Origin of the sequence: Caenimonas soli (assembly GCF_013155545.1) — a bacterium.
Taxonomy (GTDB): Bacteria; Pseudomonadota; Gammaproteobacteria; order Burkholderiales; family Burkholderiaceae_C; genus Ramlibacter; species Ramlibacter soli.
This window is the reverse complement of the sequence record NZ_JABJVV010000001.1, coordinates 136,430-161,726: the sequence shown is the minus strand read 5'-3', so window position 1 is coordinate 161,726 and position 25,297 is coordinate 136,430. Positions and strand designations below refer to the sequence as shown.

General features: G+C 64.1%; 17 protein-coding genes and 1 tRNA gene. 6 read left to right on the top strand and 12 right to left on the bottom strand.

Going from position 1 to position 25,297, the window contains the following annotated elements:
• Positions 1-31: 31 nt before the first annotated feature.
• Both HNE04_RS00795 and HNE04_RS00790 read right to left on the bottom strand, forming a co-directional pair.
• Complete coding sequence (locus HNE04_RS00795) at positions 32-1,060, bottom strand: microcin C ABC transporter permease YejB (protein ID WP_172215860.1); 1,029 nt, start codon at positions 1,058-1,060, stop codon at positions 32-34.
• Positions 1,061-1,063: 3 nt separating this feature from the next.
• Positions 1,064-2,896, bottom strand: coding sequence for an extracellular solute-binding protein (locus tag HNE04_RS00790; RefSeq protein ID WP_172215859.1), 1,833 nt, complete (start codon positions 2,894-2,896; stop codon positions 1,064-1,066).
• 39 nt (positions 2,897-2,935) lie between these two features.
• Here HNE04_RS00790 and fabI point away from each other — a divergent pair, with 39 nt between their 5' ends.
• Positions 2,936-3,718: an enoyl-ACP reductase FabI gene (fabI, locus tag HNE04_RS00785; RefSeq protein ID WP_172215858.1), complete on the top strand. Its 783-nt coding sequence runs from the start codon at positions 2,936-2,938 to the stop codon at positions 3,716-3,718.
• 421 nt (positions 3,719-4,139) lie between these two features.
• Here the strand turns inward: fabI and HNE04_RS00780 are convergent, their stop codons facing one another.
• On the bottom strand, positions 4,140-6,407 hold the full coding sequence (locus tag HNE04_RS00780; RefSeq protein WP_172215856.1) for an arginine/lysine/ornithine decarboxylase: 2,268 nt from the start codon (positions 6,405-6,407) through the stop codon (positions 4,140-4,142).
• 146 nt (positions 6,408-6,553) lie between these two features.
• Here HNE04_RS00780 and HNE04_RS00775 point away from each other — a divergent pair, with 146 nt between their 5' ends.
• A complete protein-coding gene (locus HNE04_RS00775; protein ID WP_172215855.1) occupies positions 6,554-6,979 on the top strand; it encodes an NfeD family protein in 426 nt (141 codons plus the stop codon).
• A gap of 20 nt (positions 6,980-6,999) precedes the next feature.
• The gene (locus tag HNE04_RS00770; RefSeq protein WP_172215853.1) at positions 7,000-7,917 is read left to right on the top strand and encodes an SPFH domain-containing protein; all 918 of its coding nucleotides are present in this window, start codon (positions 7,000-7,002) and stop codon (positions 7,915-7,917) included.
• Here the strand turns inward: HNE04_RS00770 and HNE04_RS00765 are convergent.
• The 3 genes from HNE04_RS00765 to HNE04_RS00755 all read right to left on the bottom strand — a co-directional run bounded on the left by HNE04_RS00765 (position 7,901) and on the right by HNE04_RS00755 (position 10,764).
• Complete coding sequence (locus HNE04_RS00765; RefSeq protein ID WP_207717392.1) at positions 7,901-8,329, bottom strand: hypothetical protein; 429 nt, start codon at positions 8,327-8,329, stop codon at positions 7,901-7,903. The genes HNE04_RS00770 and HNE04_RS00765 overlap by 17 nt on opposite strands.
• Positions 8,330-8,351: 22 nt before the next feature.
• A complete protein-coding gene (locus HNE04_RS00760) occupies positions 8,352-9,926 on the bottom strand; it encodes an adenylate/guanylate cyclase domain-containing protein (RefSeq protein ID WP_172215851.1) in 1,575 nt (524 codons plus the stop codon).
• A gap of 109 nt (positions 9,927-10,035) precedes the next feature.
• On the bottom strand, positions 10,036-10,764 hold the full coding sequence (locus HNE04_RS00755; protein WP_172215849.1) for a class I SAM-dependent methyltransferase: 729 nt from the start codon (positions 10,762-10,764) through the stop codon (positions 10,036-10,038).
• Between the two features lie 257 nt (positions 10,765-11,021).
• Here HNE04_RS00755 and HNE04_RS00750 point away from each other — a divergent pair.
• Positions 11,022-11,112, top strand: a tRNA-Ser gene (locus HNE04_RS00750).
• A gap of 55 nt (positions 11,113-11,167) precedes the next feature.
• On the opposite strand, the gene HNE04_RS00745 is transcribed toward HNE04_RS00750, so the two are convergent.
• The 6 genes from HNE04_RS00745 to HNE04_RS00720 all read right to left on the bottom strand — a co-directional run bounded on the left by HNE04_RS00745 (position 11,168) and on the right by HNE04_RS00720 (position 23,050).
• A complete protein-coding gene (locus HNE04_RS00745) occupies positions 11,168-13,234 on the bottom strand; it encodes an ATP-binding response regulator (RefSeq protein ID WP_328700236.1) in 2,067 nt (688 codons plus the stop codon).
• An 8-nt stretch (positions 13,235-13,242) separates the two neighbouring features.
• A complete protein-coding gene (locus HNE04_RS00740; protein WP_207717391.1) occupies positions 13,243-19,278 on the bottom strand; it encodes a HAMP domain-containing protein in 6,036 nt (2,011 codons plus the stop codon).
• Positions 19,279-19,530: 252 nt separating this feature from the next.
• Positions 19,531-20,661 carry a branched-chain amino acid ABC transporter substrate-binding protein gene (locus HNE04_RS00735; RefSeq protein ID WP_172215844.1) on the bottom strand — a complete coding sequence of 377 codons (1,131 nt, stop codon included), beginning with the start codon at positions 20,659-20,661 and terminating at the stop codon, positions 19,531-19,533.
• Between the two features lie 166 nt (positions 20,662-20,827).
• Positions 20,828-21,127, bottom strand: a complete 300-nt coding sequence (locus HNE04_RS00730; RefSeq protein ID WP_172215841.1) for a hypothetical protein — start codon at positions 21,125-21,127, stop codon at positions 20,828-20,830.
• Complete coding sequence (locus HNE04_RS00725; protein ID WP_172215839.1) at positions 21,127-21,561, bottom strand: DNA polymerase III subunit chi; 435 nt, start codon at positions 21,559-21,561, stop codon at positions 21,127-21,129. Before HNE04_RS00725 ends, HNE04_RS00730 begins: the two co-directional genes overlap by 1 nt.
• 7 nt (positions 21,562-21,568) lie before the next feature.
• The gene (locus tag HNE04_RS00720; RefSeq protein ID WP_172215837.1) at positions 21,569-23,050 is read right to left on the bottom strand and encodes a leucyl aminopeptidase; all 1,482 of its coding nucleotides are present in this window, start codon (positions 23,048-23,050) and stop codon (positions 21,569-21,571) included.
• Positions 23,051-23,089: 39 nt separating this feature from the next.
• Between HNE04_RS00720 and lptF the strand changes: the two genes are divergently transcribed.
• Entirely contained in the window at positions 23,090-24,196 is a 1,107-nt protein-coding gene (gene lptF, locus HNE04_RS00715) for an LPS export ABC transporter permease LptF (RefSeq protein WP_172215835.1), read from the top strand.
• Positions 24,193-25,293 carry an LPS export ABC transporter permease LptG gene (lptG, locus tag HNE04_RS00710; protein WP_172215833.1) on the top strand — a complete coding sequence of 367 codons (1,101 nt, stop codon included), beginning with the start codon at positions 24,193-24,195 and terminating at the stop codon, positions 25,291-25,293. Before lptF ends, lptG begins: the two co-directional genes overlap by 4 nt.
• The last annotated feature ends 4 nt before the right edge of the window (positions 25,294-25,297 follow it).

Sequence of the window (25,297 nt, the reverse complement as noted above, 5' to 3'; positions counted from 1 at the left end):
GCCGCCCGGTGTGAGAAAAGGTGCGGCGGCTTCAGTCGAATTTGACACGGGGGTCTACCCAGACGTAGCCGAGGTCGCTGATGAGCTTGGTGACCAGCCCGATCAGCGTGAACAGGTACAAGGTGCCCAGCACGACCGGGTAGTCGCGCCGGATCACGCTCTCATAGCTCAGCAGGCCCAGGCCATCCAGCGAGAACAAGGTTTCGATCAGCAGCGAGCCCGTGAAAAAGGCGCCCAGGAAAGCCGCCGGAAAGCCCGCGATGATCGGCATCAGCGCATTGCGGAACACGTGCTTCCACAGTACCTGGCGTTCGGCCAGGCCCTTGGCGCGCGCCGTCAGCACGTATTGCTTGCGGATCTCTTCCAGGAACGAGTTCTTGGTCAGCATGGTGGTCACGGCGAAGCTGCCCACCACCATCGCCGTCACCGGCAGCGTGATGTGCCACAGATAGTCGACGATGCGTGCGCCCCAATTCAATTCATCCCAATTGCTCGATGTCAGGCCGCGCAGCGGGAACCACTGCAGCTGGCCGCCAAACACCACCAGCAAGGCCACGCCCAGGACGAAGCCGGGAATGGCGTAGCCCACCAGTACCAACAGGGTGGTGACGAGGTCGAAGCGCGACCCTGCTCGAACGGCCTTGGCCACCCCCAAGGGTACGGCGATCAGGTAGCTGATGAAAAACGTCCACAGTCCCAGGCTGATGGACACGGGCAGCTTCTCTCGAATCAGCTGCCAGACGTCCTTGTTCTGGAAGAAGCTGCGGCCCAGGTCGAAGCGGGCGTACTGGCCCAGCATCTGCCAGAAGCGCTCATGCGGCGGCTTGTCGAAACCGTATAGCTTCTTGATCTCCTCGACGCGCTTGGGGTCCACGCCTTGGGCGCCGCGGTAGCTCAGGCCCCCGCCTTCGGCGGCACCGCCCCCACCGGCCTTGGCTTCGGCCAGGTACTGCTCCACCGGCCCGCCCGGCACGAACTGGGTCACGACGAAGGTCACCAGCAGCACGCCCAGCAGCGTCGGCAGCATCAGCAACAGGCGTTTGAGGATGTACGAGGCCATGCTTCAGGGCTGCGCGGCGGGGGGCGTGGAAGACCCCGCCGGTTTGGCCCACCAGGTGTCGATGGCCCAGGCTTCGCTTTGCGCATAGGGCGGCATGGCGGGCGGTAGCGCCAGGCGCCACGCGTTGTAGGCAATGCGGTGGGTGCCCGCGGTCCACTGCGGAATCAGGTAGTGGCTGTGCGCGATGATCCGCTCCAGTGCACGGCAGGCCGGCAACAGTTCCGCCTTGGTTCGAGCGCCCGTCATGCGCGAGATCATCGCATCGACCGCCGGGCTCTTCACCCCGGCGTGGTTGCCCGAGTCTTCTATGTCGGCCGCCTTGCTGCCGAACAGGTCTGCGAATTCCTGGCCCGGCGTGTGCGTGCCCTGGTATGCCAGCGAGGTGATCTCGAAGTCGAATTTCTGCAACCGCTGCTGATAAAGCGCGAAGTCCACGGGGCGGAAGTTCAGCTGCACACCGAGCTTCTCCAGGTTGCGGATCCAGGGGCTGACCACCCGGGCGCCGCTCTCGTTGCTGTCGAGGTATTCCAGCACCAGCGGCTCGCCCTTGGCGTTGCGCAAGGCGCCATCGCGTACCTCCCAGCCCGCCTCCTTCAGGAGATCGCGTGCCCGCCGCAGGTTGTCGCGCAGGGAGGATTCGCCGTCGGTGCGCACCGGCTGGTACATCGGGCCGAATACCGCCGGAGGTATCTTGCCGCGCCAGGGCTCCAGCAGGACCAGTTCCTCGGGCCCCGGCGAACCCGTGGCCTGGCAGTCGGTGTTGCCGAAGAGGCCCACCACCCTCTGGTAGGAGTTGTAGAACATCTGGCGATTCATCCACTCGTAGTCGATCGCCATCCCCAGCGCCTCGCGCACGCGCACATCCTTCAGCTTGTCCTTGCGTGTGTTGAGCACGTAGCTCTGAAAGCCCGAAGGCAGCTTGTGCTTGAACTCGCCCTTGACCAGCTCGCCGGTCTTGAAACGCTTGCCGTTCACGCGGCGAGCCCAGTCGCCGGCGGAGAAGAAGCGCATCAGGTCGAACTCGCCGGCTTTCAGGGCCTCGAGCCGCGCGGTGTTGTCCTTGTAGATCTTGACTGTGATGCGCTCGAAGTTGGCGCTGCCGCGGCGCACATTGAGATCGCGGGCCCAGTAGGCTGGGTCGCGCACGTAGGTGATGTCCTTGCCGAATCGAACCGGTCCGATCTTGTAGGGGCCGCTGCCGATCGGAATATCCATCACTACCTGGTCGAAGGGTTTGGCTTTGCCGTCCTCCATGCCCCATTTGCGGCTGAACACGGGCAGCCCGCCAACGGTGAGCGGCACCTCGCGGTTCAGGCGCTTGAAGCGGTAACGCACCGTTCGCTCGTCCAGCACGTCCAGGCCCGCCACATCCTCCAGCGCCGTCTTGTAGGCCGGGGATGTGAACGGGCCCATCAAGGTGTCATAGCTGTGCTTCACGTCCGCCGCGAGGACCGGGTCGCCGTTGTGGAACCGGGCCTCCTTGCGCAAACGGAAGGTGGCGGACAAGCCGTCGGGCGCCATCTGGACATCCTCGGCCAGCAGGCCGTAGCCCGAGCCGGTCTCGTCCAGGGCGCCGATCAGCAGGCTGTCGAACATGAGGGCGGCCAAGTACGCTGGGGCTGAGCCCTTGATGGTGAACGGGTTGTACTTGTCGAAGGTCGACACCCGCAGGTTGCTGACCAGCCGCAGCTCGCCCCCCTTGGGTGCGCCCGGGTTGACGTAGTCGAAATTGGCAAAGCCGGACGGATACTTGAGGTCGCCCCAGAGCGCGTACCCGTGCGCAGCCCAGGACGGCACAGCCAGCATCGACGCCAGGACAAGCAACAAACCTCGCATGCGACAATTCTGCCGACTTTTTACCGATTCGAGAGACTTATGGGCTTCCTCACTGGCAAGAAATTGTTGATCACCGGCGTTCTGTCGAACCGCTCCATTGCTTATGGCATCGCCAAGGCCTGCCACGCGCAGGGCGCGGAACTCGCCTTCAGCTATGTGGGCGAGCGCTTCAAGGAGCGCATCACCGAGTTCGCGGCGGACTTCGGCTCCAACCTGATCTTCGACTGCGACGTCGGCGACGACGCGCAGATCGACAAGCTCTTCAAGGACCTGTCGGCCGCCTGGCCGAAGTTCGACGGCTTCGTCCACAGCATCGGCTATGCGCCGCGCGAGGCGATCGCCGGGGATTTCCTGGAGGGCTTGTCGCGCGAGGGCTTCAAGATCGCCCACGACATCAGCGCCTACAGCTTCCCCGCCATGGCCAAGGCCGCCCTGCCCTACTTGAATGACAAGTCGGCCCTCGTCACCCTGACCTACCTGGGCGCGATCCGTACCGTCCCCAACTACAACACCATGGGGCTGGCCAAGGCCTCGCTGGAGGCCTCGGTGCGCTACCTGGCCGAATCGCTGGGACCCAAGGGAATGCGGGTCAACGGCATCAGTGCCGGCCCGATCAAGACCCTGGCCGCCAGCGGCATCAAGGGCTTCGGCAAGATCCTCTCGGTCGTGGCCGAGGCCTCGCCGATCCGCCGCAACATCACCATCGACGACGTGGGCAACGTGGCGGCTTTTCTGCTGAGCGACCTCGCCGCCGGTGTGACGGCCGAGATCATGTACGTGGACGGCGGCTTCAGCCACGTGGTGGGTGGCATCGCCGAATAAGGCTGTCATTGCGGGGCGCTGGCAATTGCTCGTGGATGTGAGCTTGCCCCGGGACCACGATGAGTCTGAAGCCCGCAAGTCCGTTCCCCGGCGCCGCTTCCGCCCCTTGAAAAGGCGCGGAACGGGCTGGCCGCGCGTCACAGCCCGCCCGCACGCGGCTTCGCCGCCCACACGCAGGCCTGCAACAGCAACGAACCGCTCGCCGACCTCCGCATCGTTTCGGCGCTCCCAGCGCCGAACGGCTGGTCCGCGCGCCGCAGCCGACCGGCGCACAGCCTTGCCGCGAGGTGTTGGCGCGCAACAGGTGGATTGCGGGTCAAGCGCAGCAACAACTTAGCGATCGAATGAGAATTCCTCTCCGGACAATAGTGGGCTTGACCCGCAATCCGTCCCTGGATCCCGGATCAGGTCCGGGATGACATTACTCCTCCCGCACGCAGTCGGCGAAGTAATTCAGCTTGCCGTCCGGCCCGGCCTCTTCCACCAGGCCGTGGATGTCGGTCTCGAAACCCGGGCACTGCGCATTGAATTCGCGCGAGAACTTCAGGTAGTCGACGATCTTCTTGTTGAAAACCTCGCCCGGGATCAGCAGCGGGATGCCCGGCGGGTACGGCGTCACCAGTGAGGTCGTGATGCGGCCTTCCAGTTCGTCGATGGCCACCCGCTCCGTCTTGCGGTGGGCGATGTAGGCGAAGGCATCGCTGGGCTTCATGGCCGGCGTCAGGTCGCTCAGGTACATCTCCGTCGTGAGGCGGGCAATGTCGTACTTGGCATAGAGCTCGTGCACGTGCTGGCACAGGTCGGCCAGGCCCATGCGCTCGTAGCGCGGGAACTGCTGGCAGAACTCGGGCAGGATGCGCCACATCGGCTGGTTGCGGGCGTAGTCGTCCTTGAACTGCTGCAACGCCGTCAACAGCGTATTCCAGCGGCCCTTGGTGATGCCGATGGTGAACATGATGAAGAAGCTGTACAGGCCGGTCTTCTCCACGATGATGCCGTGCTCCGCCAGGAAGCGGGTCACGATGGAGGCCGGGATGCCGGTCTTGGCGAACTTGCCGTTCAGGTCCAGGCCGGGCGTGACGATGGTGGACTTGATCGGGTCCAGCATGTTGAAGCCCTCGGCCAGGTTGCCGAAGCCGTGCCACTTGGCAGTGCGTGCCTCGCCCTTGATGATCCAGTCGTCGGCGCGGCCAATCCCTTCTTCCACCAGCTTGTCCGGCCCCCAGACCTTGAACCACCAGTCCTTGCCGTATTCCTCGTCGACCTTGCGCATGGCGCGGCGGAAATCCAGGGCTTCCAGGATGCTCTCTTCCACCAGCGCGGTGCCGCCGGGCGGCTCCATCATGGCGGCAGCCACGTCGCAGCTGGCGATGATCGCGTACTGCGGGCTGGTGGACGTGTGCATGAGGTAGGCCTCGTTGAACAGGTGCCGGTCCAGCTTGCGGTTCTGCGAGTCCTGCACCAGCACGTGGCTGGCCTGGCTGATGCCCGCCAGCAGCTTGTGGGTGGACTGCGTCGCAAACGTCAGCGACTCTTTCGGCCGGACCCGGTTGCGGCCCATGGCGTGGTAGGCGCCATAGAACGGGTGGAAGGCCGCGTGCGGCAGCCAGGCCTCGTCGAAGTGCAGCGTGTCCACATAGCCGTCGAGCATCTTCTTGATGGTCTCGGTGTTGTAGATCACGCCGTCGTAGGTGGACTGGGTCAGCGTCATCACGCGCGGCTTGACGCTATCCGGATCCACGCCCTTGAGCAGCGGGTTGGCCCTGATCTTTTCCCTGATCGCGGCCGGCTCGAACTCGCTTTGCGGGATGGGCCCGATGATGCCGAAGTGGTTGCGCGTGGGCTTCATGAACACGGGAATGGCCCCGGTCATGATGATGGCGTGCAGGATGGACTTGTGGCAGTTGCGGTCCACCACCACCACGTCGCCCGGCGCCACCGTGTGGTGCCAGACCATCTTGTTGGAGGTGCTGGTGCCATTGGTGACGAAGAAGCAATGGTCGGCATTGAAGATGCGCGCGGCGTTGCGCTCGCTGGCCGCCACCGGTCCGGTGTGGTCCAGCAGCTGGCCGAGTTCGTCCACCGCGTTGCACACGTCGGCGCGCAGCATGTTCTCCCCGAAGAACTGGTGGAACATCTGCCCCACCGGGCTTTTCAGGAACGCCACGCCGCCCGAATGGCCCGGGCAGTGCCAGGAGTACGAGCCATCCTCGGCGTAGTCGAGCAGCGCCTTGAAGAACGGCGGCTGCACGCCCTCCAGGTAGCTCTTGGCCTCGCGGATGATGTGGCGGGCCACGAACTCCGGCGTGTCCTCGAACATGTGGATGAAGCCGTGGAGCTCGCGCAGGATGTCGTTGGGGATGTGGCGCGAGGTCTTGGTTTCACCGTGCACGTAGATCGGCACGTCGCTGTTCTTGCGCCGCACCTCCTCGATGAAGGTGCGCAGGAGCACCACCGCCGGGTCCAGGTCGGGGCCGGGCGTGAACTCCTCGTCGTCGATGGACAGGATGAAGGCGCTGGCGCGGCTTTGCTGCTGTGCAAACTGCGACAGGTCGCCGTAGCGGGTCACGCCCAGCACTTCGAAGCCTTCGGATTCGATGGCCTGCGCCAGTGCGCGGATCCCCAGACCGGAGGTGTTCTCCGAGCGGTAGTCTTCGTCGATGATGACGATCGGAAAGCGGAATTTCATGGGCAAAGGCCTTGGCTGGGGCAGCCGAAAATGGGAAAACAGGCGCGAAGTGTATGCAAATACGGAGGCACCCTCCTTGCGCAGCTTTGTAATTCACCCAAAATGTGGTGGCTTCAATACATAAACACGAACCACGAGGAGAAGCCATGGCTGAATCGACCATCTGGTGGCTGCTGGCGGGAACCGCGGTTGCCGTTGAGTTGGTGACCGGCACCTTTTACCTTCTGATGCTCGCCATCGGGCTGGCGGCCGGCGCCCTGGCCGCCCATGCCGGGGCGCCGCTGACTGCGCAATTGATCGCCGCGGCCCTCGTCGGCGGCGGCGCGGTCGCTGGCTGGCACCTGAAGCGCGGCAAGCGCCCGGATGAGCCCGTCGCTTCGGCGAACCGCGACGTGAACCTGGACATCGGGGAGGTCGTCCAGATCGACGCCTGGAACCGCGATGGCACGGCCTCGATCAAGTACCGCGGAGCCAACTGGACCGCCATCCCGGTGGAGGGGGCCATTCTTGTCACGGGCCCGCATCGGGTCTGTGAAGTCGTCGGAAACCGCCTGGTCGTCGAGCAAATCTGAACAACAAAAGGAAAAACCCAATGGAAATCGCACTCGTCCTGTTCGTCATTGCCGTCATCTTCGTGGTGCGGGCCATCAAGGTCGTCCCCCAGCAGAACGCCTGGGTGGTCGAGCGGCTTGGCAAGTACCACGCCGCGCTGACGCCGGGCCTGAACTTCCTCATCCCCTTCGTCGATAAGGTCGCCTACAAGCACAGCCTGAAGGAAATCCCGCTGGACGTGCCCAGCCAGGTCTGCATCACCCGCGACAACACCCAGCTCCAGGTGGACGGCATCCTGTACTTCCAGGTGACCGACCCCATGCGCGCCAGCTATGGCTCATCCAACTACATCGTGGCCGTGACGCAGCTGGCGCAGACCTCCCTGCGCAGCGTGATCGGCAAGCTGGAACTGGACAAGACCTTCGAGGAGCGCGACATCATCAACGCCCAGGTGGTCCAGGCCATCGACGAGGCGGCGCTGAACTGGGGCGTGAAGGTGCTGCGCTACGAGATCAAGGACCTGACCCCGCCCAAGGAAATCCTGCATGCCATGCAGGCGCAGATCACGGCCGAGCGCGAGAAGCGGGCCCTGATCGCCGCCTCCGAGGGCCGCCGCCAGGAGCAGATCAACATCGCCACCGGCGAGCGCGAGGCCTTCATCGCCCGCTCCGAGGGTGAGAAACAGGCCGCCATCAACCAGGCGCAGGGCGAGGCGGCGGCCATCACGGCGGTTGCCGACGCCACGGCCTCGGCCATCGAGCGTATCGCCGCGGCGATCCGCCAGCCCGGCGGCGAGCAGGCCGTACAGCTGAAGGTGGCGGAGCGCGCCGTCGATGCCTATAGCAAGGTGGCCTCGGATTCGACGACCACACTCATCGTTCCGAGCAACATGACCGAGGTGTCGGCGCTTATCGGCTCGGCGATGCGGATGGTTCAGGGAGCTAGGACGACGGCTTGAACCCGGAATCCGGGGTGCCGTCCGCCCGCGCCAGCGGCGAGCCCTCGGAGTTGCGGAAACTGGAGCTCAAGGGGCTTGGCCGCGATCGAAGTCCGTCAGGCAACAGATCCTCGAACATCTCGCTCAGGGTTTCGAGCTTCTCCCGGGCGACGGCCTCCCCGTGGCTGCTTGCCAGCGCGGCCATCAGATCGCCCCGAAGGAACCACAGGCCCGGTACGTCCGGCGCGTAGCGGATACGCCGCAGGACCTGCGGGAACCGGGCGTCCTCGACGTCCGTCATGAGATCCAGCATCGCGCGGCGGATGTCCTCTATGTCTATTTCCATTTCCATCGTCTCCGGGGGCACCGAGGGGTGACCCAAAGACAATATGGCGTGGATGCTGCTTCTGAGATTCGGCTTGAAGAAACGCATAGGTCGCCTCTTTTCGTAGACGTCAAACGGACAGGGGACCGGCCGCCCGGTCAGGGTCGCCGCTTGCCTGGGCAGCGACTTCGAAAATTTCGGTGATGGGCAGCCGGGCGATCGCCCCCAGGGCTTCGCTGCCCGGCTCGGTCATGTCGACAAGGTTCCCCACCCTGGTAAAGGTCGACGCCACGACGGTGTCGCGGCCTTCCTTGTCCAGCCGGCGCACACCGTATTGGAGGCGCCGGCGCTCGTCGGCGCGCAGCCTGCCCACCAGGTTCCGGGTGACCCAGATCGCTCCACGCTTGGCAATATTCGAGATGCCCAGAGCTTGATCCACGGCATTGCCGAGCACGGTGAACTCTCGCGATCCTGGCCGCAAAGTGCCATGCCACTCCTGCCCCTCATCGATCCCGATGTTCATGTAGAGCTCGGTGGTCCAGCCCTTTCGCAACTGCCATTGCTTGCTCACCCGCCGCATGGCCTCGCGTACCTGTTGCGCCGCAAGAAGCGCATTCAACAAATGGCTCGAGCCGGGCCGCGGCAGGAAATAGCAGACCATCCCTTCCCCAGGGTGCTTGCCGCTGGCGCCTTGGTGGCGCTTGAAGATCGGATCGACGGTCAGCCAGATCTCGTTGATCAGCTCGAAATACTCCTCGGGCGGGAGTTCGGACCACAAGCGGGATGCCTGCTGCAGTTCGGCGGCCAGCACCGCCACCTGCGTCAGGGCCGGTGCCTGCCTGTGCCCCGCGTCGCCGACCGATTGCACGGATGGCGCCAACAGCGTGGACACTTCCAAAAGGCCGGCGTCGCCTGGAACGTAGATGAAGAGGATCCCCTCGCGGAAATTCAACGCGTACAGAAAGAGCGGGTTGGCCGCGCCGGGGCGGCTAGCGATAACAGGCGTGCGGACCACCAGCGGGAATTCAAAGGGCTCGGCCTCGCTATAGAGGCGCTCCATGACAAGCATGTCGTCACGCGAGACCTCCCGGCAGAGCTCGGAGAGGCTGGCGCCGCGCTGCCTGGCAAGTCCCAGGTGCAGGCGCAGGATGGCTTGGCGCGATTCGGCGGCGACCGCAAGGCTTTGGCTCTGGCCCTTGAGGAGATACGGAAAGACGCCGTGTGACACCGCTTGGGACGGCATCGGCACGAAATTCGGCCACGCCGCAGAGCCGGCGGCTTCATTCAGCCAGACCACTTCGAAGCGGCTGTTGACCAGGTAGGCCGGATGGGCGGTCTCCCCGAAGGACAGGCTCGGCATCGCACCGCCCGGCCTCTGGCCAGCGGAAATCACAGGGGCCTCGGTCGTTTCATCCAGGGTCTCGTCTGGCGCCGTCCCCGCCACCCCCGTGAAATGCTGCGTGATCCTCGTGATGCTCCAGCCTTCCCGTTTCAGGCGCTGGATCTCTTCGATGCGGTCTATGGTCTCGGGCGGGAAATAGCCGATGCGAGGCGCGGCGCCGTCACTCGGCTCCGGTGGCAGGACATCGGGCCGGGGCACGATTCCACAACTGATGTAGTTGTTCAGTGTGGCCCGGGATATCCCGGTCTTTTCCAATACCTCTTTGCTGGTCAACAAGACGGCCTCGACATTTAGTCTGTCCAATTACATTATTAGACAGTCCATTCAATTTGTCAAGACTGTCTAAATACGTCTAGCAAAGCCATTTGGACAGACACACTCTATCTTGGACAGTCAAGGGCGGAGGGCAAGCTCAGTGCGCGTGAGATTCTGCGGGCCGCGCCTCGAAGACCATCGTCTCGAAGGCCGCCATGTCGTCGTCGGCGATGTTCCTGCCATGCGACTCGATGCCCCTTAGGGCGGGATCATCCGACTCGCCGGTCGGCCATTGCCGTATATCCGTGAAGCCCGCCTCGCGAAGCGCCATGGCCAACAGCTCTGCGTCGTAGAGGAACTGGTGGCCCCAGTTATGGAACGCGTTGTTGATCACGAACGAAGGCTTGTAGACCTTGACGCCGTCCAGGAACGTGTCGGTGATCCAATGGATGTACCTTTCCTCGACCGGCTTGTGCGGGCCTGCGTACAGGTCGAGCAGGACCTTCAGGTCGGGCGTCGCAACGCGCAACACGCCACCCGGCTTCAATACGCGCCGGCATTCGCGGAGCATGAAGAGCCCTTCCCTCCACGGGATGTGCTCGATCATGTGTTCGCTGTAGATGTAGTCGAAGGTGCCTTCTTCGAACGGAAATGGCTTGGTGGCGTCCAGGTAAGCGGTCGTCTCGGACTTAGGGTCGATGTCCGTGCAGAGCCACCCGTCCAGCGCCGTGGGGCCGGCACCAATCTGCAGCTTCCTGACCTCGTGAGTTTCCAGGTAGCGCCTTATCAACCTGCCGTTCGGCCCGAGGCTGCTGTGGCGCAATGCCCCCAGGATCCTGCGTGTGTCCTTCACGACGCCCACTACGGCGTCGGACTGTTTCAGCATTTCTCGGAGCGGCATATGAATTTATGGCATCGCAAGCTGCAAGGCCACGCAATCTAAGGCATCCGCAGTGGCCGGGTTGCTTCAGGCTATTGAAGAGATCGCCGCTACCGTCGCGCCATAACCTCAAGCCGGGCGCCGGAGTCGGGCCCAGCCAGCGCGAGCGGGCCAAACATCTGAAAACAAAAAATGACCGCCTCCCGCGCTGCCCGCTTCGCGGCGCAGAAGCCGTTCCCGCCACTGCTACAATCGTGGGCTCAGGAGCGGTGGATGAGTGGTTTAAGTCGCACGCCTGGAAAGCGTGTGAGGGTTAATAGCCCTCCGCGGGTTCGAATCCCGCCTGCTCCGCCACGAAGCCACATGGAAAAAGCCCCGCAGTGCGGGGCTTTTTTACGGGCGTTGGCTTTCAGGCCCCCTTGGACCTGCGCGCCTTCTGGGGATTGGCCAGCATCGACAGCAGCAGGTTCACGTCGGCCGGCTTGACCATGTGGAAGTCAAAGCCTGCCTGAACCGAGCGCGAGCGGCTTTCGGCCTCTCCGTAGCCCGTCAGGGCGATCATCAGCGCGTCGCGGGATTCGGGCTGGGTGCGCAGGCGATTCGCTACCTCGAAGCCGTTCATGCCGGGCAAGCCGATGTCCAGCAGCACCACATCGGGACGGAACTCCTCGGCGATCTTGAGAGCGGCCATGCCTTCGCTGGCCACCTTCACCTCGAAGCCTTCCATCTCCAGCAACGTCATCAGCGTCTCGGCCGATGCCGCGAGGTCATCGACCACCAGGATACGGGCGGGCACTTTCCCGAGCACGACCGGCGCGCGGCTGCCGGAAGCGGGGGTGGGAGTTTCGCCCGGCTCCGCCAGCCGCGCCGGCAGGTACACCGTGACTTCCGTGCCCCGCCCAACACCCTCGCTGTGAGCAGCTACCCTGCCCCCGTGCAGTTCCACGAGGTGCTTGACCAGTGTGAGGCCAATGCCCAGGCCCCCTTGGGAGCGGTCGAGCGACTGGTCGGCCTGCGCGAAGAGGTCGAAGATGTGCGGCAGGAAAGCCGGGTCTATGCCCGCGCCCTGGTCCTTCACCGAGATCTTCAACTCGCCATCGGCGTACGTGGCGCTCAAGACGACCTGCGTATTCGGTCCCGAGAATTTCGAAGCGTTGTTGATGAGGTTGGCCAGCACCTGCGCCAGCCGGACGGCGTCGCCGTTCAGGACGACAGGCTGTTCCGGCAGCTCCACCTTGAGCTCCTGGTCCCGCGCGGCCACCCGGGGCGCGCTGGCCTCGACCGAGCGCTCGACCAGCGACGCCAGGCTGAGTTTTTCGGGCCTGACCACGACCTTGCCCTGGACGATGCGCGAGACATCGAGCAGGTCGTCTATCAGCCGCGCCATGTGATCGGCCTGCCGGCCAATCACATCGCGAGCCCAATTCATCGTGGGCAGCGAAACGTCGCCGCCCTGCATGATGTGCACGGCATTGCGAATCGGGGCAAGCGGGTTGCGAAGCTCGTGAGCCAGCATTGCCAGGAACTCGTTCTTGCGCCGGTCGGCATCCTGGATGGCCGTATAAAGGCGCGCGTTTTCCATGGCTATCGATGCGCGGCTCACCACCTCCTTGGCCAGGGCGACCCGCGACGAATCCATGCGCGCAGCGGGAGCCAGCAGGATCAAGGCCCCCAGGACACGGCCACCCGCCAGCAGCGGGCAGACGGCGGCGGCCTGGTCGCCCTCGCGCCAGAGGTCGAACTGCTTTTTCTCCAGTACCCGTGTGAGAACGTCGCGCAGGCTCTGCGGCAAGGATTCGGTTGCGTCGCCGGCCGACGCGGGATGCGCTTCCATGCGCCCCAGCGATCCGTCGGCGTTTGCCAGGGCCAGCACGGCCTTGTCGGCGAGCATGGGCACGGCCACGTCGAACAACGCCTTGATGGTGTCTTCGATGTGGAGCGAGCGCGAGAGCTGCTGGCCCGCTTCGGAAAGGTAGTCGGCCCGGTGGATGGCCTCCTCCGCCGCCGCACGCGCCGCCTCGGAACGGGCCAGGGCTTCGCGCGCAGCCGCCTGCAGCTGCAGCTGGCGATTCATGCGGAAGAGCTCGACGAACACCCTCACCTTGGAACGCAGCACCTCGGGAACGACCGGCGAAGGGATGTAGTCCACCGCGCCCAAGGCGTATCCCCGCTTGGCCTGGACCTCGTCCACGTAGGCGGTGATGAACACAATGGGAGTCTGCGACGACTTCTTGTACTGGCGGATCAGGCTCGCCGTCTCCAGGCCGTCGATATCCGGCATGTTGACGTCAAGCAGGATGACGGCGAATTCCTGCTCCAGGATGTGGCGCAGGGCTTCCTGCCCGGAGCGGGCGCTGACGATGTTCTGGCCCAACTCCTCCAGGATGCTGCCGAAGACGACGTGCTTTTCCGGGAGGTCGTCGACCACCAGGATGTTGACTTTTTCCTGCTCGAGCGGCGGCGTCTTGGAAGCCACCGCCGGACTCACTGGTGCAGCCAGGCGCGCAGCACCGTCAGAAGGTCCTGCGTGTTGACTGGTTTGGACAGGTAGTCCCATGCGCCCGCTTCGATGCATTTTTCCCGATCGCCCTTCATGGCCTTGGCCGTTACCGCAATCATCGGCAGGTTCTTCCCCGCCGGTAGCTTGCGTATTTCCTTCATGGTCGCCATGCCGTCCATCTCGGGCATCATGATATCCATCAATACAACTTTGATGTGGGGATCCGTCGCCACGCGAGAGATCGCATCCCGGCCATTATCCGCCCAGACAATATCCATGCCGTGCTCCTCCAGCACGGTGGCCAGGGCAAAAATGTTACGCATGTCGTCATCGACGATGAGGACGCGCTTGCCGGCCAGCGGCTTGCTCGATTCATGGATATTGTTGATGAGCGTCCGCTTGGCCTCCGGCAACCTGGCCAGGTTGTGGTGAAGCGCCAGCAGCGTGTTGTCGAAAAGCTTGGGAACGGTGTGGGCTTCCTGGACGGTGATGGTGTCGTCCGAGTGCCACGCGAACTTGCCGGCATCCTTGCTCGCCCCGCGGTAGATCAACAACTGCAGCGGCCCGATCTCGGCCTGCGCGGCAAGCAGGCGGCGGAACTCGCCGCCCTCGATCCCGGGGAATCCATCCTCGAGAACCACGCAGTCGAAGCGGCTTTCCTCCAGCGCCTCCTGCAGCTTCTCGGCGCTCTTCACCACCGTGGACGCGATCTCGTCTTCCTCGATCTGGGCCAGGAATTCGCGTCGCGCTGCGACATCCTTCAGCGCCACCAGCAGGCTCTTGTGCGGGCGCGCCAGGTAGCGTTGCAGCTTGTCCAGCATCGCGTCCAGGACTTCCTTGGACTGTATCGGCTTCTCCACGAAAGCCATCGCGCCCGAGCGGAACGCGCGGTCCTTGGAATCGTCGGTGGAGATGACGCAGACCGGCAGGTGACGGGCACCCATGTCCTGCTTGAGGCGATCCAGCACCCGCCAACCGTCCATATCGGGCAGGTACATGTCCAGCGTGATCGCCGAAGGCTTGTACTGGGTCGCCAGCGTCAAGGCGCCGGCGCCCATCGAGGTAACCAGTCCCTTGAAGCCCTTCGAGCGCGCGGCGTCCAGCAGGAAGCTGGCGAAAGCCAGGTCGTTCTCCACGATCAGCAGCACCAGGTCGCCCTGCTGGATCGAATCGCGGTCGTCACTGGCCTCGTTCAACGCCGAGCCTTCGTCGCCCACCACCACGGCGTCTTCGACCTGCGGCGGCTCGGGGCGCAGCATGCGCTTGAGGCCGGGCATCGTCATATCGCCGCGGGACTCGTTCGAGGCCTGCGCCACGCGGCGGGTCGCGCGGGCGCCCGAATAGACCAGGGGCAGGTACAGCGTGAACGTGCTGCCCTGGCCGGGCGCGCTCGACAGCCGGATTTCCCCGCCCAGCAGCTTGGACAATTCGCGGCTGATGGCCAGGCCCAGCCCTGTGCCGCCGTATTTGCGGCTGGTCGATCCATCGGCCTGCTGGAAGGCCTCGAAGATGATCTGCTGCTTGTCGCTGGAGATGCCGATACCGGTGTCGGACACAGCGAAGGCCAGCACTTGCTGGGCGCGGTTGAGGTCGTCGTTGTCCGGCGTCCAGCCGGTGAACACTTCCTCCACCGTCAGGGTCACGTTGCCCTGGTGGGTGAACTTGAAGGCATTGGACAGCAGGTTCTTCAGGATCTGCTGCAGGCGCTTGACGTCGGTGACCATCGAGGTCGGCAGGTTCACCCCGGTATGGATCATGAAGTCCACGTTCTTGGCCTCGGCCACGTGACGGAACGTGCGCTCCACATACAGCTGCAGGTCTGACATGCGCAGTTCGTTGATGTCCACGACCACCGTGCCGGACTCGATCTTGGACAGGTCCAGGATGTCGTTGATCAGCATCAGCAGGTCGTTACCCGACGAATGAATGGTCTTGGCGAATTCAACCTGCTTGGGCGACAGGTTGCCGTCCGGGTTCTTCGACAGCTGGTCCGACAGGATCAACAGCGAGTTCAGGGGCGTACGCAACTCGTGCGACATGTTAGCCAGGAACTCGGACTTGTACTTGGAGGTCAACGCCAGCTGCTTGGCCTTGTCTTCAAGGGCCTGGCGGGCCTGCTCCACTTCCTGGTTCTTGCGTTCCACCTCGTGGTTCTGGTGCACCAGGAGACGGGCCTTTTCCTGCAGTTCCTCGTTGGTCTGCTGCAGTTCCTGCTGGCGGCTCTGCAACTCCTGCGCAAGAGACTGCGACTGGGTCAGCAGGTCTTCCGTGCGCATGTTGGCCTCGATCGTGTTGATCACGATACCGATCGATTCGGTCAGCTGGTCCAGGAAGGCCTGGTGGGTCGGGTTGAAGCGCTCCACCGACGCCAGCTCCACGACACCGCGGACCTGGCCCTCGAAGATGATGGGCAGCACGAGCACGTTCAGCGGCTCCACCTCGGTGAGGCCCGACGAGATCTTCAGGCTGTCCGGAATGGAAGAAGTCAAGAGGATCTTCTTCTTGTCATAGGCGCACTGGCCGACCAGGCCCTGGCCCATGTCCACCTCCTTGCCGTAGGAGCCGTGGCCATCCGAGGCGTAGCTGGCCATCAGGCGCAGCTTGGGCAGTTCGTGCGTGTAGCGCAGCACGTAGAACTCGGCCTGCTGCGCGCCCACCACCGGGGCCAGCTCCGACAGGATGAGGTGACCTACGGCCACCAGGTCCTTCTGGCCCTGCAGCATCCGGGAGAACTTGGCCAGGTTGGTCTTGAGCCAGTCCTGCTCCGTGTTCACCTGCGTCGTGTCCTTCAGGTTGCGGATCATCTCGTTGATGGTGTCCTTCAGCGCGGCCACCTCGCCCAGCGCTTCCACCGTGATCGACCGCGTCAAGTCACCCTGCGTCACGGCCGTCGCCACCTCGGCAATGGCTCGCACCTGCGTCGTCAGGTTGGCGGCCAGCTGGTTCACGTTTTCCGTCAGGCCCTTCCAGGTGCCCGCGGCGCCCGGCACCTTGGCCTGGCCGCCCAGCTTTCCTTCCACGCCCACCTCGCGCGCCACCGTCGTCACCTGGTCGGCGAAGGTGGCCAGCGTGTCGGTCACGGAGTTGATGGTGTCGGCCAGCGCGGCGATTTCGCCCTTGGCTTCCACGGTGAGCTTCTGGTCCAGGTCGCCGTTGGCCACGGCGGTCACCACCTTGGCGATACCGCGCACCTGGGAGGTGAGGTTGCCGGCCATGAAGTTCACGTTGTCGGTCAGGTCCTTCCAGGTACCGGCCACGCCCTGCACGTCGGCCTGGCCGCCCAGCTTGCCTTCGGTACCCACTTCACGGGCCACCCGCGTCACTTCCGAAGCGAACGAGGAGAGCTGGTCCACCATGGTGTTGATGGTGTTCTTCAGCTCCAGGATTTCGCCCTTGACGTCCACCGTGATCTTCTTGGACAGGTCACCGGCCGCCACGGCCTTGGTCACGTCGGCGATGTTCCGCACCTGGGAGGTCAGGTTACCGGCCATGAAGTTCACGTTGTCGGTCAAGTCCTTCCAGGTGCCGGCAACGCCTTGCACATCGGCCTGGCCACCCAGCTTGCCTTCGGTACCCACTTCCCGGGCCACCCGCGTCACTTCCGACGCGAAGGACCGCAGCTGGTCCACCATGGTGTTGATGGTGTTCTTCAGTTCGAGAATCTCGCCCTTCACGTCCACCGTGATCTTCTTGGACAGGTCGCCGGCCGCCACGGCCTTGGTCACGTCGGCGATGTTCCGCACCTGAGAGGTCAGGTTGCCGGCCATGAAGTTCACGTTATCGGTCAAGTCCTTCCAGGTACCCGCCACGCCTTGAACATCGGCCTGGCCGCCCAGCTTTCCTTCGGTACCCACTTCCCGGGCCACCCGGGTCACTTCCGACGCGAAGGATCGCAACTGGTCCACCATGGTGTTGATGGTGTTTTTCAGTTCCAGGATTTCGCCCTTCACGTCCACGGTGATCTTCTTGGACAGGTCACCGGCCGCCACGGCCGTCGTCACCTCGGCGATGTTTCGCACCTGGGCCGTCAGGTTCGAACCCATGGAGTTCACCGAATCGGTCAAGTCCTTCCAGGTACCGGCTACGCCCTGCACATCGGCCTGGCCGCCCAGCTTGCCTTCGGTACCCACTTCACGGGCCACCCGCGTCACTTCCGAAGCGAACGAGGAGAGCTGGTCCACCATGGTGTTGATGGTGTTCTTCAGCTCCAGGATTTCGCCCTTCACGTCCACCGTGATCTTCTTGGACAGGTCACCGGCCGCCACGGCCGTCGTCACGTCGGCGATGTTCCGCACCTGGGACGTCAGGTTACCGGCCATGAAGTTCACCGAGTCGGTCAAGTCCTTCCAGGTGCCGGCTACGCCCTGCACATCGGCCTGACCACCCAGCTTGCCTTCGGTACCCACTTCCCGGGCCACCCGCGTCACTTCCGACGCGAAGGACCGCAGCTGGTCCACCATGGTGTTGATGGTGTTCTTCAGTTCGAGAATCTCGCCCTTCACGTCCACCGTGATCTTCTTGGACAGGTCACCGGCCGCCACGGCCGTCGTCACCTCGGCGATGTTTCGCACCTGGGCCGTCAGGTTCGAGCCCATGGAGTTCACCGAGTCGGTCAAGTCCTTCCAGGTGCCGGCCACGCCCTGCACATCGGCCTGGCCGCCCAGCTTTCCTTCGGTACCCACTTCCCGGGCCACTCGGGTCACTTCCGACGCGAAGGATCGCAACTGGTCCACCATGGTGTTGATGGTGTTTTTCAGTTCCAGGATTTCGCCCTTCACGTCCACGGTGATCTTCTTGGACAGGTCACCGGCCGCCACGGCCTTGGTCACCTCGGCGATGTTTCGCACCTGGGCCGTCAAGTTCGAACCCATGGAGTTCACCGAATCGGTCAAGTCCTTCCAGGTGCCGGCCACGCCCTGCACATCGGCCTGGCCGCCCAGCTTGCCTTCGGTACCCACTTCCCGGGCCACCCGCGTCACTTCCGACGCGAAGGATCGCAGCTGGTCCACCATGGTGTTGATGGTGTTCTTCAGTTCGAGAATCTCGCCCTTCACGTCCACGGTGATCTTCTTGGACAAGTCGCCCGTCGCCACGGCCTTGGTCACGCCGGAAATGTTTCGCACCTGGGCCGTCAGGTTCGAGGCCATGAAGTTCACCGAATCGGTCAAGTCCTTCCAGGTACCGGCCACGCCCTGCACATCGGCCTGGCCGCCCAGCTTGCCTTCGGTACCCACTTCCCGCGCCACCCGCGTCACTTCCGCGGAGAAGGTGCCCAGCTGCTGCACCATCTTGTTAATGATCATGGCCGTGCGCAGGAACTCGCCTTCCAGCGGCCTGCCATCGGCCTCCAGCGCCATGCTCTTGGACAGGTCACCCTGCGCCACCGCACCGATCACTCGCGCGACTTCAGACGTCGGGTGCACCAGGTCGGCGATCAGGGAGTTGATGGACTCGGCGGAATCGCGCCAGAAGCCGCTGGCATTGGGCACGAAGGCCCGCTCCTTGAGCTTGCCTTCCTTACCCACCACGCGGGACAGGCGCGACAGCTCGTGCGACATGCGCAGGTTCTCGGCCACCACGTCATTGAAGGCGTCGGCGACCTTGCCGAAGACGCCGGTCCAATCCTGCGGCAGCTGGGCCGAGGCGTTGCCCTTCTTCAAATCAGTCAGTGCGGAGAGGAAGGTGCGTGTGTGCTCGGACAAGCCATCGACTTCATCGAGAACTGAATTGACGACGGCCACGTCGTTCTGCCAGAAACCGGTCAGCTTCTCATCGGTCACACGCCGTGATTTGGCCGTGCCGCGAGCCGCAGTCTCGATGGCCTTGAGTTTGTGGGAGGTGCGCGCCGTCTGCGCGGTGAGATCGTTGAATTCAGCGGCAATCTTGCCGTACACCCCGTCCCATTCCGTGGGCAGCGTGACACCGCTTTCCCCCCGCCTGAAGGCGCCAAGCGCCTTCAACACCTGCTTCAGCTCGCTGTCGCGCTGATCCGCCGAAGGCAATTTCGCCACTACTTCCATTGCTGTTCCCCATACGTAAGTAGCCGTAACGCGGCTACAAGTCGAAGCAGAGTACTGTGTTCGGCTAGGCGCCACAAGCCGGAGGGAATACCGGCCTCCGGCAAACGCAGCGCCCGCGCGCTCTGTAGGACGAAACCTACGTTAACAATCGCAGAGTCCTGACAGGCCCCTGTAGGGACCGAGGCACAGCTACCTTTGTTCCAGCCCATGAAAAAAGCCGCCCGAAGGCGGCTTTTCATACAAGCTTTACGCTTATTCCAGAGGGACCTTCTTGCCGTCCTTGTAGACGTACAGGGTGATGGCCGGGTTCTTCAGCTCGCCGTTGGGCTCGAAGGCGATGGTAGTCGTCACGCCTTTGTAGCTGGTCTCCGGCAGCTTGGCGGTGTAGACCTTCGGATCGACCGAGTTGGCGCGCTTCATCGCGTCCACCAGCACGAACGTGGCGTCATAGGTGTACGGGCTGTAGACCTGGAACTGGTTCGGGTACTTTTCGTCGTAACGCTTCTTCCAAGCCGTACCGCCGGGCATTTTCGCGAGCGAAGCGCCGCCTTCGGCACAGATCACATTGCCCAGCGTCTTGGCGCCGGCCGCGATCTTGGCGATCTCAGCCGTGCAGATGCCGTCACCGCCGAAGAACTTGACGTTCGACATGCCGAGCTGCTCCAGCTGGCGCAACATCGCACCGCCTTGCGCGTCCATGCCGCCGTAGAAGATGGCGTCCGGAGCCTTCGACTTGATGGAAGTCAGGATGGCCATGAAGTCGGTGGCTTTGTCGGTCGTGAACTGCGAGTCGACGACCTGCAGGCCCTTAGACTCCGCGGTCTTCTTGAACACCGCGGCAACGCCCTGGCCATAAGCCGTGCGGTCGTCGATGATCGCCACTTTCTTGAGCTTGAGCTTATCGGCGGCATAGAGTGCCAAGCCCGCGCCCAGCGCATTGTCGTTGGCAAGGATGCGGTAGGTGGTCTTGTAGCCCGGTTTGGTCAGGTCGGGGTTGGTGGCCGCGCCGGTGACGTGGGGGATGCCGCAGTCGTTGTAGACCTTGGAAGCGGGAATGGTGGTGCCCGAGTTCAGGTGGCCAACCACGCCGGCGACCTTGGAGTCGCACAGTTTTTGTGCGACGGCCGTGCCCTGCTTCGGGTCGGCTGCGTCGTCTTCAGCCTGGATCTCGAACTTGACCTTCTTCCCACCGATGGTCACGCCCTGCTTGTTCAGGTCCTCGATGGCCATCCGCACGCCATTTTCGTTGTCCTTGCCGTAGTGGGCCTGGGCACCGGACATGGGCGCGACGTGGCCAATCTTGACCACTTGTTCTTGAGCGGACACCATGCCCGCAACTGCGGCGATGGTGGCGACAACCGTCAATTTCAACTTCATTTGCATAACTAACCTCCAGAGTAGGGAAAAGGGTTGAGATATCTTTTTAGGCTCAACGGCGGCGAACATATCGCAATTTCCGGACCCGAACCATAGGGAAAGGTCTAGGTTGGGGCCGATAAGGGGGAATACCCCAGTCGCCGCGGCGCTAATGAACAGTGTCTCGCGAGCGCTATTTCCGGGTGTGCTGCCCGGCCGCCAGCTCGTCGACAAACGCCTGCGACACGGTCTCGCGAACGACCGACTCGATTTCATCGCGCAGCAAGGGGGCGATGGATCGCGTCTGCTCCAGCACCGTGGTGGCGATGGCCTCGCGCAACCGCCGCTCCAGGACGAGATCGACGCGCTGCATCACGCGGGCAATGAGCTGCTCCTGCGACACGCCCACTGAGACCGCCGCCTCGGGGGCGGCGGAGGACTTGACCACCTCGGTGAGGGTGGGCACATAGCGCGGCGGGTTGCGGCTGGACATCAGCCGGCCTCCCTGGCGCGATCGTGGCGCGTGATGGCGTAACCCCGGTCGGCATAGTGCTTCCAGCGCTGGCGGGCCTGCTGCCGGTCGTCTTCTTCGAGGGTGACGACCTCGATCAATCGCTCGTAGCGCTCGAAGCCTTCGGGCACCCCTGCTCCCAGGTTGACCAGCACCTGTTGATGCGGCGCCGTGCGGGCGGAATCGGCCAGCACCACCGGCGAGGCCTCCACGACCGCCGGTGCGGCGGCGGCCCCATAGCAGTGCGGCACGAAGTCCAGCGCCGAGAAGGTCCACAGTGCCGTGTCGAGTTCGCGCAGCAGCCCGGGATCGCCCGTCACCACCACCTTGGCACCGTTGGCAACGGCCTTGCGCAGCAGACGGCATGCATAGCCAAGCTTGTCGGGCGCATTGAAATGGAAGGCAACCTCAGTCATGGCCCTGCTATTTGCGTTTGGCGCCACGACGGGCCGGCTTGGCGGGCGCGGCGCCCAGCTGGCTCACGAGGAATTGCACCAGCAGTCCGACCGGGCGCCCGGTCGATCCTTTGGCGGCGCCGCCCTTCCATGCCGTGCCGGCGATGTCCAGGTGGGCCCAGGGATACTTCGTCGTGAAGCGCTGCAGGAACTTGGCCGCATTGACGGCGCCGCCGGCGCGGCCCGCGACGTTCGCCACGTCGGCAAAGTTGCTCTTCAGGCCATCGGCATATTCGTCATCCAGCGGCATGCGCCAGCAGGGGTCGAGCGCGGCATCGCCGGCGTCCTGCAACGATTGCGCCAGCCCGTCATCCGTCGCGAACAGGCCGCTGCGCACCCCACCCAGCGCCACCACGCAGGCGCCCGTCAAGGTGGCGATGTCGATCACCGCGCTGGGCTTGAACCGCTCGGCATAGGTCAGTGCGTCGCACAGGATGAGGCGCCCCTCGGCATCGGTGTTGAGGATTTCGATGGTCTGGCCGCTGAGGCTGGTGACGATGTCGCCCGGCTTGACCGACTTGCCGTCGGGCATGTTCTCGCAGCTCGGGATGAGGCCGACCACGTTGAGTGCCGGTTTCAGCTCCCCAATGGCGCGGAAGGTGCCGAGCACGCTGGCTGCGCCACCCATGTCGAATTTCATCTCGTCCATGTCCTGCGAGGGCTTGATGGAGATGCCGCCCGAGTCGAAGGTGATGCCCTTGCCGACCAGTACCAGCGGCGGCTCGCTCGCCGCGGCGCCCTGGTACTGCAGCACGATGAAGCGCGGGGGCTGCTCGGAGCCCTGGGCCACCGCCAGGAACGAACCCATGCCGATCTTGCCGATTTCCTTGGGCCCCAGCACTTCGCACAGGAAGCCATGCGTCTTGGCGAGCTTCTTGGCTTCGTCGCCCAGGCGCGTGGGTGTCGCCAGGTTGGGGGGCAGGTTCGCGAGCTCGCGGGCGAATTCGATGCCGTTGGCCGCGGCTTTGGCCGCACCGAAACCCGCCTTATAGCGGGCAGCGTCCGCCACCGCAATGGTCACACGCTGCAGTTCGCGGCCTTCCGGCTTGGATTTGGTTGCCACATACACGTAACTGGCCTCGGCCGTTGCAGCCACGGCGGCGCGTACGGCGTCGTCCCCGGCGTCGGCGGGCAGGCAGATCACCAGGCGCTTGGCGCCCGAGGTGCGCAAGCTGCCCACGGCCGCCTGGACGGCAGCCTGCACGCGTTTGCCCGTGCCGTCGCCCGCCCCGGCCAGCACGACGCGCGGCGCGGCAATGCCGGCACTGCGGTACGCCTGCAGCAGCTTGCCGGGCTTGGTCTCCAGGTCGCGCGCCTTCATGGCGTCGGCAACCAGCCTGGAAAGGGGGTCCTTCCCCGGCTTGAAGGATTCGCCGACCAGCACCACGATCGCATCGCATTTCTCGGCGGCGGCGCCTGCCAGGGTCAGGGTCTTGAGTTCAAAGTCCATAATTCGCTGTTTTTCTTTCGCAACTTCAATATCGCGCCGATGTTATTCCATTCGACCCTCCGCAAGGAGCTCGCCCGCAGTTTCGGCGCGACGCTGGTCGTGCTGGTGACCATCGTGATGACGATGACGCTGATCCGCACGCTGAGCCAGGCCAGCCGCGGCAGCGTCAATCCCCAGGAAGTCCTGATGGTGATGGGCTACACGGTGCTGGGCTATCTCCCCCCCGTGCTCACGCTGTCCCTGTTCATCGCCATCGTCGGCACCTTGTCGCGCATGTACCGCGACAGCGAAATGGTGATCTGGTTCTCGGCCGGCCGGGGGCTGTCGGCCTTCCTTACGCCGCTGTTCCGCTTCGCCTGGCCGATATTGCTGGTGATCGCCGCCCTCGCGCTGGCCGTATGGCCCTGGTCGAACCAGCAGACGCAGGAACTCAAGGACCGCTATGGCAAGCGCGGCGACCTGGAGCGCGTCGCGCCCGGCCAGTTCCAGGAGTCGGCCAGCGGAACACGCGTGTTCTTCCTGGACAAGGACACGCCCGACAACAAGTCGGGCAAGAACATATTCATCTCGACCAACGAGCGCGGCAAGGAAACGGTGACCTCGGCGCGCAGCGGCCGCATCGAAACCATGGGCGACAACCAGTTCCTGGTGCTTGCCAATGGCCAGCGGCTGGAAACCACCGAAGCCGGGCAGCTGAAGATCAGTGAGTTCGAGGAATACGCGAACCGCGTCGGCGCCAATGAGCTGGTGGCGCGCGGGAACCTGCCGGCCAAGACGCGTTCCACGTTCGACCTCGTGATGGAACCCACGCGGCCCCATCTGGGCGAGCTGGCGTGGCGCCTCGGCCTGGCGCTGGCGGCGCTGAACTTCGTGGTGATCGCCATCGCGGTGTCCAGCGTGAACCCTCGCGCCGGCCGCAGCGGCAACCTGGTGTTCGCCCTGTTCGCCTTCGTCGTCTATTTCAACCTGCTGAACCTGGGGCAGAGCTGGATCAGCACCGGGCGCGCCGGCTTTGGCACCTTCCTGGTGGGCCTGCATGGCGGCGTATTGGTGGCGGGAGGGCTGTGGCTGGCCAAACAGCACAACAACTGGACGCTACGGCAGTTGCTGCGTCACCGCGCCGCACCGCGCCCGGACACCCCATGAGAACGATCAGGCGCCTCATCTATCGGGAAGTCTTTGCCTCGGTCCTGTTCGTGACGGTCGGATTCCTGGCGCTCTTCTTCTTCTTCGATTTCGTGGACGAACTGCCGAACGTCGGCAAGGGCGTTACTGGCTACCGGCTGACCCAGGCCTTGGCGCACGTCACCCTGATGCTGCCCAGCCATCTCTATGAGCTGCTGCCGATCGCCGTGCTAATAGGCACCATCTTCGTGATGGCACGGCTGGCCCAGAGCTCGGAGTACACCATCCTGCGCACCAGCGGGCTGGGGCCTTGGCGGGCGTTGCGCACGCTGCTGGTACTGGGCCTGGTGTTCACCCTGCTGACCTTCGCCGCCGGCGACTACCTGGCGCCGGTCGCCGACCGGGCGGCCCAGCTCCTCAAAGCCCGCTTGCAGGGCCGCATCAGCATCGGCCAGACGGGGGCGTGGCTGAAGGAGCGGCAGCCTTATCACACGTACAACGTCAACGTGAAGGCGCTCACGCCCGACGGCGACATGCAGGACGTGCGCATCTTCGAAGCAGACAGCCGCGGGTTCCTGGTGTCTGTCTCCCAGGCCCCCAAGGCCCGCTTTACCGACAGCGGCTGGCTGTTGCAAGACGTCGAGCGCAGCGAATTCAACACGGGCGGCACCGAAGCGGCACGGGTCGAACGGTTGAAACTTCCCAGCATGCGTTGGCCGACCGAGATCACACCCGAAATGGTGTCGGTTGCCTTGCTCAAGCCCGACCGCATGAGCACCATCGACCTGTTTCACTACATCCGCCACCTGGAAGCCAATGGCCAGACCTCCCAGCGCTACGAAATAGAGTTCTGGCGCAAGGTGTTCTATCCACTGAGCTGCATCGTCATGGTCGTGCTCGCCCTGCCCTTCGCCTATCTGCATTTCCGCTCTGGCGGCATCACCAGCTATGTTTTTGGCGGCGTGCTGATCGGCATCAGCTTCTTTCTGCTCAACAACGTGTTCGGCTATATCGGCAACCTGCAGAACTGGTGGCCATGGCTGACCGCGGCTGCGCCGGGGCTCATCTATTCGATGTTCTCGCTGGGCGCCTTCGGCTGGCTGGTGTTGCGGCGGTAGCCCC

What these genes read in the sequence shown, in the direction of transcription:
- HNE04_RS00795 (WP_172215860.1), bottom strand. Translation starts at nt 1,060, where the DNA reads ATGGCCTCGTACATCCTCAAACGCCTGTTGCTGATGCTGCCGACGCTG.
- HNE04_RS00790 (WP_172215859.1), bottom strand. Translation starts at nt 2,896, where the DNA reads ATGCGAGGTTTGTTGCTTGTCCTGGCGTCGATGCTGGCTGTGCCGTCC.
- fabI (WP_172215858.1), top strand. Translation starts at nt 2,936, where the DNA reads ATGGGCTTCCTCACTGGCAAGAAATTGTTGATCACCGGCGTTCTGTCG.
- HNE04_RS00780 (WP_172215856.1), bottom strand. Translation starts at nt 6,407, where the DNA reads ATGAAATTCCGCTTTCCGATCGTCATCATCGACGAAGACTACCGCTCG.
- HNE04_RS00775 (WP_172215855.1), top strand. Translation starts at nt 6,554, where the DNA reads ATGGCTGAATCGACCATCTGGTGGCTGCTGGCGGGAACCGCGGTTGCC.
- HNE04_RS00770 (WP_172215853.1), top strand. Translation starts at nt 7,000, where the DNA reads ATGGAAATCGCACTCGTCCTGTTCGTCATTGCCGTCATCTTCGTGGTG.
- HNE04_RS00765 (WP_207717392.1), bottom strand. Translation starts at nt 8,329, where the DNA reads ATGCGTTTCTTCAAGCCGAATCTCAGAAGCAGCATCCACGCCATATTG.
- HNE04_RS00755 (WP_172215849.1), bottom strand. Translation starts at nt 10,764, where the DNA reads ATGCTGAAACAGTCCGACGCCGTAGTGGGCGTCGTGAAGGACACACGC.
- HNE04_RS00740 (WP_207717391.1), bottom strand. Translation starts at nt 19,278, where the DNA reads ATGGAAGTAGTGGCGAAATTGCCTTCGGCGGATCAGCGCGACAGCGAG.
- HNE04_RS00735 (WP_172215844.1), bottom strand. Translation starts at nt 20,661, where the DNA reads ATGCAAATGAAGTTGAAATTGACGGTTGTCGCCACCATCGCCGCAGTT.
- HNE04_RS00730 (WP_172215841.1), bottom strand. Translation starts at nt 21,127, where the DNA reads ATGTCCAGCCGCAACCCGCCGCGCTATGTGCCCACCCTCACCGAGGTG.
- HNE04_RS00725 (WP_172215839.1), bottom strand. Translation starts at nt 21,561, where the DNA reads ATGACTGAGGTTGCCTTCCATTTCAATGCGCCCGACAAGCTTGGCTAT.
- HNE04_RS00720 (WP_172215837.1), bottom strand. Translation starts at nt 23,050, where the DNA reads ATGGACTTTGAACTCAAGACCCTGACCCTGGCAGGCGCCGCCGCCGAG.
- lptF (WP_172215835.1), top strand. Translation starts at nt 23,090, where the DNA reads ATGTTATTCCATTCGACCCTCCGCAAGGAGCTCGCCCGCAGTTTCGGC.
- lptG (WP_172215833.1), top strand. Translation starts at nt 24,193, where the DNA reads ATGAGAACGATCAGGCGCCTCATCTATCGGGAAGTCTTTGCCTCGGTC.